The organism is Streptomyces sp. NPDC032091, from assembly GCF_055580265.1.
On record NZ_JBVILR010000012.1, the window covers coordinates 93,841 to 106,191 of the forward strand.

Annotated in this window: 17 protein-coding genes; 9 read left to right on the top strand and 8 right to left on the bottom strand. The window is 73.9% G+C overall.

Annotation, left to right across the window (positions count from 1 at the left end):
* Nucleotides 1-8: 8 nt before the first annotated feature.
* The 3 genes from ACZ5NJ_RS20520 (at nucleotide 9) to ACZ5NJ_RS20530 (ending at nucleotide 1,689) form a co-directional block, all read left to right on the top strand.
* Nucleotides 9-398, top strand: coding sequence for a BlaI/MecI/CopY family transcriptional regulator (locus tag ACZ5NJ_RS20520; protein ID WP_468766476.1), 390 nt, complete (start codon nucleotides 9-11; stop codon nucleotides 396-398).
* Nucleotides 399-413: 15 nt separating this feature from the next.
* Nucleotides 414-1,346, top strand: coding sequence for a M56 family metallopeptidase (locus ACZ5NJ_RS20525; RefSeq protein ID WP_468766477.1), 933 nt, complete (start codon nucleotides 414-416; stop codon nucleotides 1,344-1,346).
* Between the two features lie 151 nt (nucleotides 1,347-1,497).
* Nucleotides 1,498-1,689, top strand: coding sequence for a hypothetical protein (locus tag ACZ5NJ_RS20530; RefSeq protein ID WP_468766478.1), 192 nt, complete (start codon nucleotides 1,498-1,500; stop codon nucleotides 1,687-1,689).
* Nucleotides 1,690-1,769: 80 nt separating this feature from the next.
* Here ACZ5NJ_RS20530 and ACZ5NJ_RS20535 read toward each other — a convergent pair whose 3' ends face one another.
* The 3 genes from ACZ5NJ_RS20535 to ACZ5NJ_RS20545 all read right to left on the bottom strand — a co-directional run bounded on the left by ACZ5NJ_RS20535 (nucleotide 1,770) and on the right by ACZ5NJ_RS20545 (nucleotide 4,895).
* On the bottom strand, nucleotides 1,770-2,132 hold the full coding sequence (locus tag ACZ5NJ_RS20535; protein WP_468766479.1) for a subtilase-type protease inhibitor: 363 nt from the start codon (nucleotides 2,130-2,132) through the stop codon (nucleotides 1,770-1,772).
* 342 nt (nucleotides 2,133-2,474) lie between these two features.
* On the bottom strand, nucleotides 2,475-3,332 hold the full coding sequence (locus tag ACZ5NJ_RS20540) for a DUF4389 domain-containing protein (protein ID WP_468766480.1): 858 nt from the start codon (nucleotides 3,330-3,332) through the stop codon (nucleotides 2,475-2,477).
* Nucleotides 3,333-3,581: 249 nt separating this feature from the next.
* Nucleotides 3,582-4,895, bottom strand: coding sequence for a YhgE/Pip domain-containing protein (locus tag ACZ5NJ_RS20545; protein WP_468766481.1), 1,314 nt, complete (start codon nucleotides 4,893-4,895; stop codon nucleotides 3,582-3,584).
* A 170-nt stretch (nucleotides 4,896-5,065) separates the two neighbouring features.
* On the opposite strand from ACZ5NJ_RS20545, the gene ACZ5NJ_RS20550 reads away from it, so the two are divergent.
* Both ACZ5NJ_RS20550 and ACZ5NJ_RS20555 read left to right on the top strand, forming a co-directional pair.
* Entirely contained in the window at nucleotides 5,066-5,752 is a 687-nt protein-coding gene (locus tag ACZ5NJ_RS20550; protein WP_468766482.1) for a MerR family transcriptional regulator, read from the top strand.
* Nucleotides 5,753-5,866: 114 nt separating this feature from the next.
* Nucleotides 5,867-6,364 (top strand): NUDIX domain-containing protein, encoded by a 498-nt coding sequence (locus ACZ5NJ_RS20555; RefSeq protein ID WP_468766483.1) that lies wholly within the window; start codon nucleotides 5,867-5,869, stop codon nucleotides 6,362-6,364.
* A gap of 396 nt (nucleotides 6,365-6,760) precedes the next feature.
* On the opposite strand, the gene ACZ5NJ_RS20560 is transcribed toward ACZ5NJ_RS20555, so the two are convergent.
* From ACZ5NJ_RS20560 to ACZ5NJ_RS20570, 3 genes are all read right to left on the bottom strand, one after another.
* On the bottom strand, nucleotides 6,761-7,303 hold the full coding sequence (locus ACZ5NJ_RS20560; protein WP_468766484.1) for an NUDIX hydrolase: 543 nt from the start codon (nucleotides 7,301-7,303) through the stop codon (nucleotides 6,761-6,763).
* Nucleotides 7,304-7,355: 52 nt separating this feature from the next.
* Entirely contained in the window at nucleotides 7,356-7,583 is a 228-nt protein-coding gene (locus tag ACZ5NJ_RS20565) for a hypothetical protein (RefSeq protein ID WP_468766485.1), read from the bottom strand.
* A 119-nt stretch (nucleotides 7,584-7,702) separates the two neighbouring features.
* Nucleotides 7,703-8,161 carry a hypothetical protein gene (locus tag ACZ5NJ_RS20570; protein ID WP_468766486.1) on the bottom strand — a complete coding sequence of 153 codons (459 nt, stop codon included), beginning with the start codon at nucleotides 8,159-8,161 and terminating at the stop codon, nucleotides 7,703-7,705.
* 334 nt (nucleotides 8,162-8,495) lie between these two features.
* On the opposite strand from ACZ5NJ_RS20570, the gene ACZ5NJ_RS20575 reads away from it, so the two are divergent.
* Nucleotides 8,496-9,047 carry a DUF6328 family protein gene (locus ACZ5NJ_RS20575; RefSeq protein WP_468766487.1) on the top strand — a complete coding sequence of 184 codons (552 nt, stop codon included), beginning with the start codon at nucleotides 8,496-8,498 and terminating at the stop codon, nucleotides 9,045-9,047.
* An 88-nt stretch (nucleotides 9,048-9,135) separates the two neighbouring features.
* A complete protein-coding gene (locus ACZ5NJ_RS20580; protein WP_468766488.1) occupies nucleotides 9,136-9,309 on the top strand; it encodes a CsbD family protein in 174 nt (57 codons plus the stop codon).
* Between the two features lie 101 nt (nucleotides 9,310-9,410).
* Here the strand turns inward: ACZ5NJ_RS20580 and ACZ5NJ_RS20585 are convergent, their stop codons facing one another.
* A complete protein-coding gene (locus tag ACZ5NJ_RS20585) occupies nucleotides 9,411-10,445 on the bottom strand; it encodes an SRPBCC family protein (protein WP_468766489.1) in 1,035 nt (344 codons plus the stop codon).
* Nucleotides 10,446-10,449: 4 nt separating this feature from the next.
* The gene (locus ACZ5NJ_RS20590) at nucleotides 10,450-11,361 is read right to left on the bottom strand and encodes a histone protein (protein ID WP_468766490.1); all 912 of its coding nucleotides are present in this window, start codon (nucleotides 11,359-11,361) and stop codon (nucleotides 10,450-10,452) included.
* Nucleotides 11,362-11,519: 158 nt separating this feature from the next.
* Between ACZ5NJ_RS20590 and ACZ5NJ_RS20595 the strand changes: the two genes are divergently transcribed.
* Both ACZ5NJ_RS20595 and gvpJ read left to right on the top strand, forming a co-directional pair.
* On the top strand, nucleotides 11,520-11,816 hold the full coding sequence (locus ACZ5NJ_RS20595; protein ID WP_468766491.1) for a gas vesicle protein GvpO: 297 nt from the start codon (nucleotides 11,520-11,522) through the stop codon (nucleotides 11,814-11,816).
* Nucleotides 11,817-11,850: 34 nt separating this feature from the next.
* Nucleotides 11,851-12,351 carry a gas vesicle protein GvpJ gene (gene gvpJ / locus ACZ5NJ_RS20600; RefSeq protein ID WP_468766492.1) on the top strand — a complete coding sequence of 167 codons (501 nt, stop codon included), beginning with the start codon at nucleotides 11,851-11,853 and terminating at the stop codon, nucleotides 12,349-12,351.

The following is a 12,351-nucleotide window of genomic DNA, read 5'->3' on the forward strand; positions in this document are numbered from 1 at the left end:
GGCCGACGGTGGGAACGAGCGAGGAGCCGCCGGGCCGGGGCAGTGGCGGACGGCGGGCGAACGGGGCCCTGGAGAACGAGGTCATCGCCCTGCTGCACGGCGCGGGCCGCGCCCTCACCCCGGGCGAGGTGGCCGGCCGCCTCACCGGCTCCCCCGCCCACACCACGGTCGCCACCACCCTGGCCCGGCTGCACGCGCGCGGCGTCCTGGCCCGCTCCCCGCACGGGCGCAGCTTCGCCTACGCGCCGGTCACCGACGAGCCCGGGCTCACCGCCCGGCAGATGCGCCGGGTCATGGAGGGCAGCGGCGACCGCGCCTCGGTCCTCACCCGGTTCGTCGACGAGCTGTCCGACGCCGACGAGGACCTGCTGCGCCGCCTGCTGGGCACCGAGGGATAGGGAGCCTCCCCGGCGATGCACCTGGCCGTGTACCTCCCCCTGCTCTTCCCCGCCCTGGCGGGGCTCAGCGCCGAACCGCTGGCCCGCCGGCTGGAGCCCCGTCTGGCGACCTGGCTGCTGACCGCGGCCGGCCTGCTGCTGGCCGCCTCCAGCACCCTGGTGCTGGGCCTGCTCGCGCTGGCCGGCCTGGTGCGGATCCCGCTCGTGGACGCGCTCAAGGGCTACGCGCCCGAGGTGATCGCCCGGCAGGACCCGGCCGCGTGGCCCGCCGCGCTCGCGGGCGCCGTCCTGCTCGCCCTCGCGGTACCGGCCGCCGTCCGGCTGGCAGCGCGGCGGGCCGGCGCCCTGTGGTCCGCCGCCCTGGAAGCCGCCTGCCTGCCCGGCCCCGGCCCCGTCGTCGTCACCGACGACCCCGGTGCGGAGGCCTACACCGTGCCCGGCCTGCCCGGACGGATCGTCATCACCCACGGCATGCTCGACGCCCTGGACCCGGCCGGGCACGAGATCCTCCTCAGCCACGAGCGCGCCCACCTGCGCCACCACCACTACGCGTTCGTCTCCCTCACGCAGCTGGCCGCCGCGGCCAATCCCCTCCTGCGGCCCCTGGCCGGCGCGGTGGCCTACACGGTCGAGCGCTGGGCCGACGAGCACGCCGCCCGGCACACCGGCAACCGCCGCGCCGTCGCCGAGACCGTCGCCCGGGCCGCCCTCGCCGCCAAGCGCAGCCGGAGCCCGCGCCGCCTCCCCGGCGCCGCCCTCGGCATCCTCGGCCGCCGCCCCGGGCCCGGCATGGTCCCCCGCCGGGTCGCCGCGCTCCTCGTTCCTCCGCCGAGAAGCCGGCCCCTGCTCCTGGCCGCCGCCGCGGCGCTGCTCGCGGCCACCAGCCTGTGCGCGCTCGAAGCCGCGTACGACCTGCACCGCTTCCTGGAACTCGCCCACGCCCGCTGAACGGCCCGCGCGGCCTTCCGCCGGGCCGGCCGCCGGGTTCCGCAGGCCAAACGGCTGAGGATCAGGACACACCGGGACGCAAGGAACCGGCGGACGGGTGCGGACCCTAGCTTGGGCCGGGTTCCGATCTTCAGCTGAAAGGTGCTCCCCCATGCGTTCCCTGCTGACCGCCCTCGTCGCCGGCGCCATCGTCTTCGGCACCGCCACGGCCGCGAGCGCCGATGTGAACGTGAACTTCCAGCCCGAGCCGTCGTACACCCTCGTCTTCGGCAACTGGCTCCAGTCCGCCGGCGACGACGTCTTCAACGCGGGCCACGACAACACGGTCGGCTCCAACAACTGAGGCGGCCCTTCGGCCCTTCCACACGTCGACCCCCTCCCGGAGGCCCGGAAGGGGGTCGACGGCCGTCTGCGCGGACGGGGTCAGAACGCGAAGACGGCGTTGCCGTTGAGGGTCGCGGACATCGCGCAGGCGTTGGAGAAGGTGTGCTTCCAGGAGACCCTGCTGCCCTGCCAGACGCCGTCCGCGGTCACGGTCACCGGGGAGTAGAGCATCGGGCAGGCGCGGTTGGTGTCGGGGGCCGCGAGGAGGCGGTCGAAGGTGCCGCCGGTGGAGTTCAGGGCCGTACAGGCGGCCTTCGGGTCGGGGTGCGTGCCCTGGGCGGTGGGCATACAGCTGAGGGTGGCGGCGCGCAGGACCGTGGCGCCGGCGGTGTCGTCGCCCTGGGAGACGGCGAAGACCATGGCGGACGGGGCGTACAGGCTGGTGGGCTTTGCCTCCGCCATGCCGGTCGCGCCGGCCAGGCACAGGAGAGCGGCGGCAGGGACAGCAGCGAAGCGGTAGCGCACGACAGGACTCGCTTTCGATACGAAGGTTTAGCGCGGCATTTGGTTACGTTGTCGCGCTTCGATGTGGCCGAGTCTGTCGGATGTGAAGGTGGAACGCATGTCGATGACCTGTTTACGGACACCGTGTTCGAATATCGGAGAACGAAGGGGTGTTCGGGCAGCTCAGCGGGGGTGCGCTCGCTCCGTGTCCGGGTGGAAACAGCGGGTGATCATCCTGTCCACCGCCCGGACCGGTGCGCTGACCTGCTGCTGCGCACCCCCCGTACACCTGGAGGCCACTCACCTTGTCCGGATTGATGCGCTTCCGACTCCGGCTCCGGTCTCGGTCCCGTCGACGGGTCCCCAGCGTTCCTGCCGGATCTGGACGGTCTGGGACGCGCCCGCGCCGAGGACGCCGAGCACGAGGAGGAGGACGACCAGCGCCTTGGCCGGCGTACCGAGGAGCAGCGGGCGGGTGCCGGAGGGCACGGCCGCCGGCGCGGGGGTGAGGGGCTGCCCGGCCGGCGGCCCGTCGCCGAAGAGGCGCTTGGGATAGGCGGAGGTCAGCATCATCGTGTACGCCTGGTAGCGCATGCGGAACCGCAGTACCGCCGCGACGGCGCCGAAGACGGGTTCGGGCATGCGCCCCAGCACCAGCGTGATCAGCCAGAACACCCAGCAGACGACGGCCAGGCCGTACTGCAGGATGCTGGTCACGATGGCCGCCGGAATCATCAGGACGAACCGGAACAGCACCGCCAGCCGGTTCAGTTCGCCCGGGCGCAGTTCGATCCGCACGGGGTGCCCCTGCCCGTCGAAGGAGAAGGGCGGGTACCGGTCCACCAGCAGCATCGCGCTCCCGGCCACGCGGGTCTCGTACGCCAGGTACCCGCCGAGGAAGTCCGCGACGCCGGCCGGGAGCCGGCCCGTGAACAGCGCGGCGAACCAGCCGACGATCGTCACGAAGAAGGCGGCGATGCCGAGGACGGCCGTGGCGATGAACTGCGGCAGGAGCAGGAGGAAGCGGAGCAGTACCGTCCAGCGCCGCTGGCGGCCCGGCGGCGGGACGTCGAGCTCCGGGAGGTGTTCGGCCGCGGGATGTCCGGGCTGCTCCGGGTCTCCGGGCTGCGGCGGTCGGGGGTTCCAGCCTGTGGTCATGGGGCGCTCCTGCCGTCGGTGGGGCGCGCGGGCCCGGCCGGCGGTCCGGCCCGGCGGGCCGCGGGCCGGGGGCCGCGCGCATACGCCCTGCCAGGGGTACCCCGCGGAACACTCCATTCCAAGGATCCCGGCTCGTACGGGGCCGCCCGTTGCCCTGAAGGGCCCCGTCGCCGGAACGCCGGAGCGCCGGCCCTCCGTCTCCTCGACGGGGGACCGGCGCTCCGGACCGGGTGGCGCGGGGTGCGGTGCTCAGGCCGTGGCCGGCTCCGCGGCGGCGGTGGGCTCCGCCTCGGGCCGGGGGATGCGGTGCAGGCCCCGGCGGTCGTAGAAGGCCGTGACGGCGAAGCCGAAGGCCAGCGCGGCGGCGAGGGCGATCCCCATCGAGGCCCAGGCACGGGTCAGGCCCGCGTCGGCCTGGGCGCCATAGTAGAGCAGGGAGCGCAGGCCCTCGGTGATCTGGCGCAGCGGCTCGAACTCGGAGAGCCCCCGGAAGAAGCCCGGCAGGGCCTGGAGGGGAACGGTCGCGCCGGAGGAGGGCACGGCCATCGCAACGAAGACGACGGTGGCCAGCAGCATGCCGGGGGTGCCGAAGGCGGCGAACAGGGCGAGGCTGCCGATGCCGACGACGGCGATGGTGGAGACCGAGTACAGCCACAGGTGGCCCAGGTGGGAGGCGTCCATGTCGAGGATGCCGACGGTGGCGGCCTCGACGAGGGAGCCCATCACCAGGGACAGGCCGAGCATCAGCGCCATGCCGATGGCCAGGGTGCGGACGCGGCTGGTGTGCTGGACGGGCTCGCGCTTGCGGAAGGGGCCGAAGTCGGTGTGCAGGTAGCCGAGGGCGGTGTCGACCTGGGAGTTGACCAGGTTGGCGCCGAGCATGCCGCAGACGACCAGGACGAGGGCGTAGTAGAAGGCGCTCAGGCCCATGGCGCTGCGGGCGCCGAGCGGGTGGCCGTCGGCGACGGTGACGGTGACCGGGTCGGCGAACTTGAGCTGGGCGGCCGGCGGCAGCTGGGCCTTCTGGGCCGCGGCCTGCTTGAGGAGCTCCTGGCCGATCTGCGCGGAGGCGGCGTGCGCGGCCTTCTGGGCGGCCTGGGAGGACATTGAGGAGCCGATGCTGCCGGCGGACTGGTTGGTCAGCACGGTCAGGGTCGGCGGGGCGGGCTGCTTGCCCGGCGCGGCCTGCGGGGCGCCGAGGGCGGTCACCGTGGCGCTGAAGTCCTGCGGGATGACGAGGGCGCCGAAGACCTTGCCCCGGCCGAGGCGCTTGTCGGCCTCCTCGCGGCTGACGAGCTGCCAGTCGATGCTCTTGTCCTTCTCGGCGGCCTTGCGTATGCCCGCGACGACCTGCTCGCCCAGGGCGACGTGGCGGCCGCCCGCGTCGGCGCCGGCGTCGGCGTTGACCAGGGCCACGGGCAGGTCGCGCAGGTTGCCTCGGGGATTGACGTTGCCGCCGACATAGAGCAGGGCGAACAGCATCGAGACCACTGCGGCGATGAGTCCCGTTCCGATCCACAGCTGGGGTCGGCGGAGCACGGAGCGGGGCGTGGGGTGGGACATCGGTTCTCCGGGATCTTCCGGTGCGGCTGCGGTGGGCTGCTTCGGCCGCGTTCCTCAACTGGATACTTCTGGTATCCAGCTACTGGATACTGGCAGTATCTTGTTGTGGTGTCCAATCGCCGCGACCGCCGAGGGCGGGCACCGGCCCGGACGACCGGCAGGGAGGCCGCATGAAGATCTCGGAGCTCAGCCGGCGCACCGGCGTTCCGGTCGCCAGCATCAAGTACTTCCGGCGGCAGGGCCTGCTGCCCGCGGGCCGGGCGACCGCCGCGACCCTGGCCGAGTACGGCGAGGAGCACGCCGAGCGGCTGCGGCTGATCAAGGCGCTGACCACGCTCGGCGGCCTGTCCATCGCCGCCACCCGCGAGGTGCTCGGCGCGGTCGACCAGGCCCACACCACCGAGGGCGCCCTCGGTGCGATCAGCTACGCCCTCCCGGTGCCGGTCGCCTCCTCCCAGGGCGGGGCGGGCGAGGAGGAGGACGCCGAGGCGGAGGAGGCCGCCGGCACGGAGGTGGCGGAGCTGCTGTCGGCCCTCGACTGGCGGGCGCCGGACACCTCTCCGCACGTGCGGGGGCTCACGACGGCCCTCAAGGAGCTCCGCCGGCTGGACGCGCAGTACGCCCCGGGCGAGCTGACCGCGTACGCGAGGCTGGCCGAGTCGGTGGCCCGGCTCGACCTGGAGCGGGCGGAGTGCCTCGACGACCCGGTGGCCCTGGCCGAGCGGGCCGTGATCGTCTTCGCGATCTGCGCCCCGGTCTTCGAACTTTTGCGGCGCCTCGCCCAGGAGGACCAGGTCCGGCGCCGCATGACGCAGGAGGACGCCGCCCGGCCGCCGTCGGGGTGCGGGGCGCACTGATCGGGCGCTACCGGTGAGGGACGGTCGCGGGGTGGCCGTTCGGGTCGGCGGGGGCCCCTGTATTCCTGGAGCCGTGCCGGCCGGCCGGCACGGGAGTACCGCGGGGGGACGCGCGTGACGGAATGGGTGGACAGGGTCGACGAGCGCGACCGGGTGCTGGGGGTGGTGGAGCGCGGTGAGGCCGTCGAGCGGCGGTGGCTGCACCGGGTGGCGGTGGGGGTGTGCCGGGACACCGGCGGCCGGGTCCTGGTCCACCGCCGCCCGGACGACAGCCCGCGCTTCCCGGGCGCCTACAACTGGCTGCTCGGCGGGGCCGTGGGCGCGGGCGAGGAATACGCGGCCGCCGCCGGGCGGGAACTGGCCGAGGAGCTCGGGACGGCCGCCGCGTCGGTGGAGTTCCGGTTCAAGTTCCTGTGCGAGGGCGCGATCGCCCCGTACTGGCTGGCGGTGCACGATGCGCTGGTCACGGGGACGCCGTCGCCCGACCCGGCGGAGGTCGCCTGGTGGGGGTGGGTGGAGGAGGAGGCGTTGCCGGGTCTGATGGCGCGGTGGCCGTTCGTCCCGGACGCGGTGGAGGCGTTCGCCCGGTACCGGCGGGCGACGGGCGGCTGAGGGGCGGGCGCCGGCGCCGCGTCAGCGGGTGCCCGTGCGGTGGTGCGGGCCGCGTTCCACGGGGACCGGCGGGCCGGGGTCGGCTGCGCGACGTGGTGCACACGCGGCGCACCGGCCGTACGGGGCCGGGGGCCGGCCGGCCCGCGCAGCTCTACCGGCGTTCGGGCGGGCAGGCGGCGGCCCGCCTTCCGGGCCGCCGCCGTGAGCCGGCCGGGCGGCCGCTCGCGCGGGCCGTGCGAGGAAGCCGACGCGACGGGTGACCCGGTACGCGCCCTCGCGGCCCGTCTCGCCCCCGCCCCGACCGCTGTTGCGTACGCCTGGAACCGGCCTGCCGGATCACGGGCGGGGCCCCCGGCGCCCGGACGACCTCCGCCCTGATCCGGCCCGGCCGCCGTGTCACACCCAGGTGTAGGTCGCGTCGGTGACGGCACCCAGAGAGGCGTCGGCCACCACCGCACGCGGGCCGGGCAGGGCCGCCAGGGCGGGGCCGATCGGCGGGAAGATCGGCAGGCCGGCGGTCTTCCGGTAGTCGATCCACTCGATGGCGCCGATGTCGTGGCTGCCGTCGGGCAGTTCGTCATGCTCGAACGCCGCGAGGGTCGCGCGCAGGTCCGGGGTGATGTGCAGGCGGTAGATCAGGTGGAGCTTGCGCGGCGGCGGGGTGGGGCCGGGGCGGGTGACGCGCTGATCGACGACCCAGAGGAGGTCGCCGCCCTCGGCCCGGTCGATGTCGAGGGCGAGTTCCTCCGCCAGCTCCCGGCGGAGTGCGGCCGTGAGGTCCTCACCGTCCTCGACGTTGCCGCCGGGCGGGGTGTAGTGCGTGGAGCCGGCGCGGTCCCTGCGGATCAGGGCGACCTCGTCGCCGCAGAACACCAGGGCTCCGGTGCGGATCTTGATGCGGGAGAACGCGTTCGGAGGCGGGGGCGGGGAGTCGGTCATGTCGGCCAGTATCGAGGACGCGCGCCGGGAGAGGAGCCGGGGCACGGGCCGGTCACTGGGCCCAGGGGAGGGTGCGGGCGCCCTCGGCGCCGGGGACGCTCGCCACGCCGTCCGCGCGCATCGCCATGTACGCCTCGGCGTTCTCGGGGGCGTCGACGCGACGGACGCCGTCCGGCGGGAGGACCAGGGTCTGGCCGGCGACGGCCTTCTCCGTGCGGCCCTCGCGCGTGAGCAGGCGGGCCAGGACCCACGCGTCCTCGATGGCCTGGCAGCGCCGCACTGGTCCAGGTCGCGGCGCCGAGGCAGGCGATCCGGCCGCGGTGCAGGGCGGGCAGCGGGGCGGCCAGGCCGTAGAGGTCGTGCCACAGGACGTCGGTGGGGGCGAGGCGGCCGACGCGCTCAGCAGGCCGGGACGGGGTCGCACCACGACCGGAACCGCCGCAGCAGCTCGGCCCGCAGGTGGGCCGCACCGGTTTCTCCGGGGAGCACCATCGTGGCGTAGGGGGAACAGCGGCGGCCGTCGGGCAACGGCGTCACGCCGAACCGGGCCTCCTCCCCCGCGTCTCGCTGATGCCGGGACGCACAGGCCGGGGCGTCCACGAGGCCCGGCAGGCGGTCTCGCCGACGCAGTGGGCTGTGGATGCCACCGGCGGCGACCGCCAGGTCGGCCGGGAGGTCCGGCCCGGGGCCGGGGCCATAGCGGACGGCGCCCGGCGGTAGTCCCGCCGCCGGGGCGGCGGTGAAGGCCGGGCGCGGGGCGGTGGTCGGGGGCACGCCGTAGCGGGCCGCCCGGTACGCCGTCTCGGTGCGGACCAGCCACCGGCCGCCGGAGCCGCCCACGCCCGTCCACCGGGGCACGGCGCCGCCGGGGCAGGGGCGGCGTCGACCCGATGGCGTCCAGGGCGCGCAGGGCATGGGGGGCGAGGCCGATGCCGGCGCCGGTGGCGGGCGGTGCGGGGGGGCGCGGTCGCAGACGATTACGCGCCGCGCCGGTGCCGCAGGGCGAGGGCGGCGGGGGGTCAGGGGCGGGTGGTCGTACGCCGAAGCGCCGTGCGGTGCTGGCCGGCGCCGGGATCGGCGGCCCCACGCAGGCCCCACCGTACGGCCGGAGAGCGGCGGCGCGGCCGCGGCCCGGGCCGCATGACGGCCGCGCCGTCGGGGAAGACGCACAGGTCACCGCGAGGAGGCCGCCATGTCGAACTGGCTGCTCTTGAGGACGCACCAGCGGGCCCGTCTGCTCGGCCCCGGTGACCGGCACGAGAGCTGTGACGAACGGGCCGACCGGTTGTGGGGAGAGCTGCTGCACGAGGTGCGCGTGGCCCTGACGGCCGTCCAGCTGCTCCTCGCGTTCCTGCTGGCCGCCCCGTTCACGCAGGTTTTCGGCCGTCTCCCGACCACCGACCACCTCCTGTACGTGGTGTGCGTGGTCCTCGGCGGCGCGGCCACCGGAGCGCTCACCGCTCCCGTGTGCCTGCACCGCCTCGTCACCGGCCTCGGGGTGAAGCCCGAGGCCGTGGTGTGGGCCGCCCGGCTGACCCTGACGGGGCTGGTGCTGCTGCTCGGCATGGTCGCCCTGGCCCTGCTGATCGTGCTGCGCACGGTCCTCGGCGCGCCGACGGCCCTGGTCGTGGACCTGACGGTCGTGGTGTGGTGTGCGGGCTGCTGGCTCGTCCCCACCGTCCTCGTCCGCCGCACGGCGATACTGCGCCGCGGCGCCACCGCCCTGCTCGACGGACAGCAGTGAGGCGCGGAGAAAAATCGCCTTTCGGTGCATATCACCGGATCTGCCGGGAAAAGGGCGTAGTGAAACTCTGTGCAGGAGGTGAGCACGCATGGCAGCGGGCAAGAAGGCCAAGAACATCGGCAAGGATGCCAAAGGCAAGGTCAAGGAGGCCGCCGGCAGGGCCGTCGGCAACGAGAGCCTCGAAGCGAAGGGCCGTGCCGAGCAGGCCGTCGCCGACACGAAGCAGGCCGGCCAGAAGGCCAAGGACGCCCTGAAGCACTAGCACGGCCGAAGGGCCGGCTCAGGCCGATCGTGCCGAGGCCGCCATCCCCCGGGTGGGGATGGCGGCCTCGGCGCGGGCGGGAGCGCCCACCGTCGGCACCGTCAGCGGCGGCGCCTGCGGCGGGGGCGCTGCTCCTCCGGTTCTTCCGTTTCCGCCTCCGGTTCGTCTTCCTCCTCCGGCTCCTCCTCGTCCGGCTCTTCCTCGTCCGGCTCCTCCTCGTCCGATTCCTCCTCCTCTTCGTCTTCCTCCTCCGGTTCTTCTTCCTCCTCGGCCGCCCCTTCCTCGTCCTCGTCGTACTCCTCGTCGTCGGACTCCCCCTGCTCCTCCTGTTCGACGGCCTCCTCGTGGGTGGTCACGACCTCTCCGTCGCGGATCTCGCCGCGCCACCCTTCGGGTTCGTCGTCGCCGGAGAGCGTCACGTGGCGCAGGAAGTGCTTCAGGTCCAGGCGCATCCGCCGGCCCTGGGCCCGCCAGAGGTTGCCGGTCCGTTCGAACAGCCCCGAGGGGTAGTACTCGACCACCAGCAGGATCCGGGTGAGGGAGGGGGCCAGTTCATGGAAGCTGACGCATCCGCGGGTGGTTCCCTTGGGCCCGTCGGAGCTCCACACGATCCGTTCGTCGGGTATCTGTTCCTGGACGGTGGCCTTCCAGCTACGGGTGGACGGGCCGACCTTGACCTTCCAGGCGGAGGTGGTGTCGTCGTCCTGGGAGACGCTGCGCACGCCCTTGGCGAAGCCGCTGAAGTCCTCGAAGCGGGTCCAGTGGTCGTAGGCGGTGCGCAGAGGCACGCCGATGTCGACGGACTCGGTGATGTGGGTGGGCTTGGAACCCCCCTTGCGGCTCTTGCCCTTGCCGCCGCCCAGCAGCCCGCTGCCGACCTCCTTGGCCTTGTCCACGATGCCGCCCATGGCGGCCTTGACGGGCGAGTCGCCCTGGAGGAGCCGGCCTCCGATGCCGGCCAGTGAGCCGCCGCTGTCCGCCACGTCGTAGAGCTGGTCGGTGACGTCGTCGATCTTGTCGGCGGCCTTGTCGGCGAGGTTGCCCGCCTGGGCCGAGAGGTACTGGCCGAGTTCGCCGAGCAGCTGGTCCATGGGGGACGTCTTGCTCCCCGAGCGGGAGCGTTCGCTGGTGGCCATGGCACTACCTCCGCGTCGAGGACTTGCGGGCCGACGTCTTCTTCGCCGGCGCCGCCGTCTTCTTGGCCGTCCCGCTGCGGGTCGACCGGCCGGAAGCGGTCTTCTTCGCGGGGGCCCGCTTGGCCGCCGCCTTCTTCGCGGCCGGCTTGGCCGCGGGCCTTGCCGCAGCGGCCTTCTTCGCCGGGGCGCGGCGCGGGGAGGCGGACTTCTTCGCCGGCGCGGCCGTCTTCTTGGACGGCTTGCCGCGGGAAGCGGTCTTCTTCGCCGGCGCGGCGGCCGACTTGCGGGCGGGGGCGGCACGCGACGGGGCGGCGGCACGCGAGGGGGTCCGGCGGGGGCGCGGCGCGGCCCGCGCCTTGCGCGGCTGCTCCTCTTCCTCTTCCTCTTCTTCCTCCTCCTCTTCCTCATCGCCTCGGCCCCCGTCGGCGGCCTCCTCTCCTTCTTCCTCCTCGCCCTCCTCTTCCTCCTCCGGTTCCGCCTCGTCCTCGTATGCGTCGTCCTCGGGCTCCTCGTCCTCGTAGCCCTGGCCCTCGTCCTCGGCCTCGTCTTCGTAGGCGTTCTCGTCCTCGTCCTCGTCTTCGCCCTTCGCCTTGTCCTCGGGGCCCCGGGTGAGTTCGAGGGTGCGCTCGTGCAGCGTGTCGGCCAGGCCGGACAGCTGGCGGTTGGCGGCCGCGGCGAGGGCCTTGCGGCCCGCCGCGAAGGCTTCACCGCGCACCTGTTCACCGAGTTCCGCGACCTGGGGCATTTCGCCGAGCTTCTTCAGGCCCTGCGTCATGAGCTGGCCCGGGTCGAGGCCGAACCTGCGGCCCGCGAGGTAGGTGGCCAGGGACAGGGCCATGCGCCCCTTCTTCGCCCGGCCGAGTACGTAGCCCCCCGCGATGGCGGCCGCCAGGGCGATCTTGCTCGCGTCGTCCATCAGCCTGGTCCCTTCCGAAGGTGGTGGATACCTAGAGGCCTGCTCGCACCCGAGGGGAATATGCGGCATATGCCCAAAAAGTTCTCTATGAGAGGTGTGGCCCGGGCGCTCCTGGGGAGGGGCGCTAGTCCATGGAGATTCGTTCACGAGGGGAGCACATGGCCACGCGACGACCACCCCGCAAGCATGGTGTGCCCGGCGCGGCCGCCGTGCTCCGGGCCGCCGTCGAGCAGCTCGGCGAGCTGCTGGGACGGCTGCCCGACTCGGTGTCCTCCGTGAAGCCCACGGAGGACGGCTGGGAGGCGGTCGTCGAGGTGGTCGAGCTGGAGCGCATTCCCGACACCACCAGCGTCATGGGCAGTTACACCGTGTCGCTGGACGAGGACGGCGAACTGATCTCCTACGAGAGGACCCGGCGGTACAGCCGGGGCATGGTCGACCGGCCGGACCGCTGACAACGGCGGACCGGCAGGGAAGGGAAGCGACGCCATGACGATGATGCCGCAGGGATCGGGAGCGGCCGTCAGGAGCGGCGGCGGAGGCAGCACCTCCAGCAGTCTCTACGACGTCCTGGAACTCATCCTCGACCGGGGACTGGTCATCGACGTCTTCGTGCGCGTCTCCCTGGTCGGAATCGAGCTGGTGAAGATCGACGCACGCATCGTGGTGGCCAGCGTGGACACCTACCTGCGTTTCGCCGAGGCCTGCAACCGGCTCGACCTGGAGACGGGCCGCAAGGCCCCCGCCCAGCTTCCGGACGTCGTCGGCGACATGGTCGAGGGCGGCAGCCGGGGCAAGACCAAGGGCGCCCTCAGCGGCGCGGTCGAAGCCGTCAAGCAGTCGCTGACCGGCGGGAGCGACGAGGACCAGGACGAGGACGAGGACGACGTGCAGGAGGAGCCGGAGGAGCTGGAGGAGCCGGAAGCCGAAGAGCGGCCGGTCCGGCGCCGCAGGACCGCACGCCGGCCGGCGCGCCGGGAGAGGGAGTGA

Bases quoted from the DNA above. Each gene is read 5' to 3' on its own strand.
- ACZ5NJ_RS20530 (WP_468766478.1), top strand. From the start codon at position 1,498: ATGCGTTCCCTGCTGACCGCCCTCGTCGCCGGCGCCATCGTCTTCGGC.
- ACZ5NJ_RS20560 (WP_468766484.1), bottom strand. From the start codon at position 7,303: ATGACCGACTCCCCGCCCCCGCCTCCGAACGCGTTCTCCCGCATCAAG.
- ACZ5NJ_RS20540 (WP_468766480.1), bottom strand. From the start codon at position 3,332: ATGACCACAGGCTGGAACCCCCGACCGCCGCAGCCCGGAGACCCGGAG.
- gvpJ (WP_468766492.1), top strand. From the start codon at position 11,851: ATGACGATGATGCCGCAGGGATCGGGAGCGGCCGTCAGGAGCGGCGGC.
- ACZ5NJ_RS20550 (WP_468766482.1), top strand. From the start codon at position 5,066: ATGAAGATCTCGGAGCTCAGCCGGCGCACCGGCGTTCCGGTCGCCAGC.
- ACZ5NJ_RS20545 (WP_468766481.1), bottom strand. From the start codon at position 4,895: ATGTCCCACCCCACGCCCCGCTCCGTGCTCCGCCGACCCCAGCTGTGG.
- ACZ5NJ_RS20575 (WP_468766487.1), top strand. From the start codon at position 8,496: ATGTCGAACTGGCTGCTCTTGAGGACGCACCAGCGGGCCCGTCTGCTC.
- ACZ5NJ_RS20585 (WP_468766489.1), bottom strand. From the start codon at position 10,445: ATGGCCACCAGCGAACGCTCCCGCTCGGGGAGCAAGACGTCCCCCATG.
- ACZ5NJ_RS20595 (WP_468766491.1), top strand. From the start codon at position 11,520: ATGGCCACGCGACGACCACCCCGCAAGCATGGTGTGCCCGGCGCGGCC.
- ACZ5NJ_RS20580 (WP_468766488.1), top strand. From the start codon at position 9,136: ATGGCAGCGGGCAAGAAGGCCAAGAACATCGGCAAGGATGCCAAAGGC.
- ACZ5NJ_RS20535 (WP_468766479.1), bottom strand. From the start codon at position 2,132: ATGGCGGAGGCAAAGCCCACCAGCCTGTACGCCCCGTCCGCCATGGTC.
- ACZ5NJ_RS20590 (WP_468766490.1), bottom strand. From the start codon at position 11,361: ATGGACGACGCGAGCAAGATCGCCCTGGCGGCCGCCATCGCGGGGGGC.
- ACZ5NJ_RS20525 (WP_468766477.1), top strand. From the start codon at position 414: ATGCACCTGGCCGTGTACCTCCCCCTGCTCTTCCCCGCCCTGGCGGGG.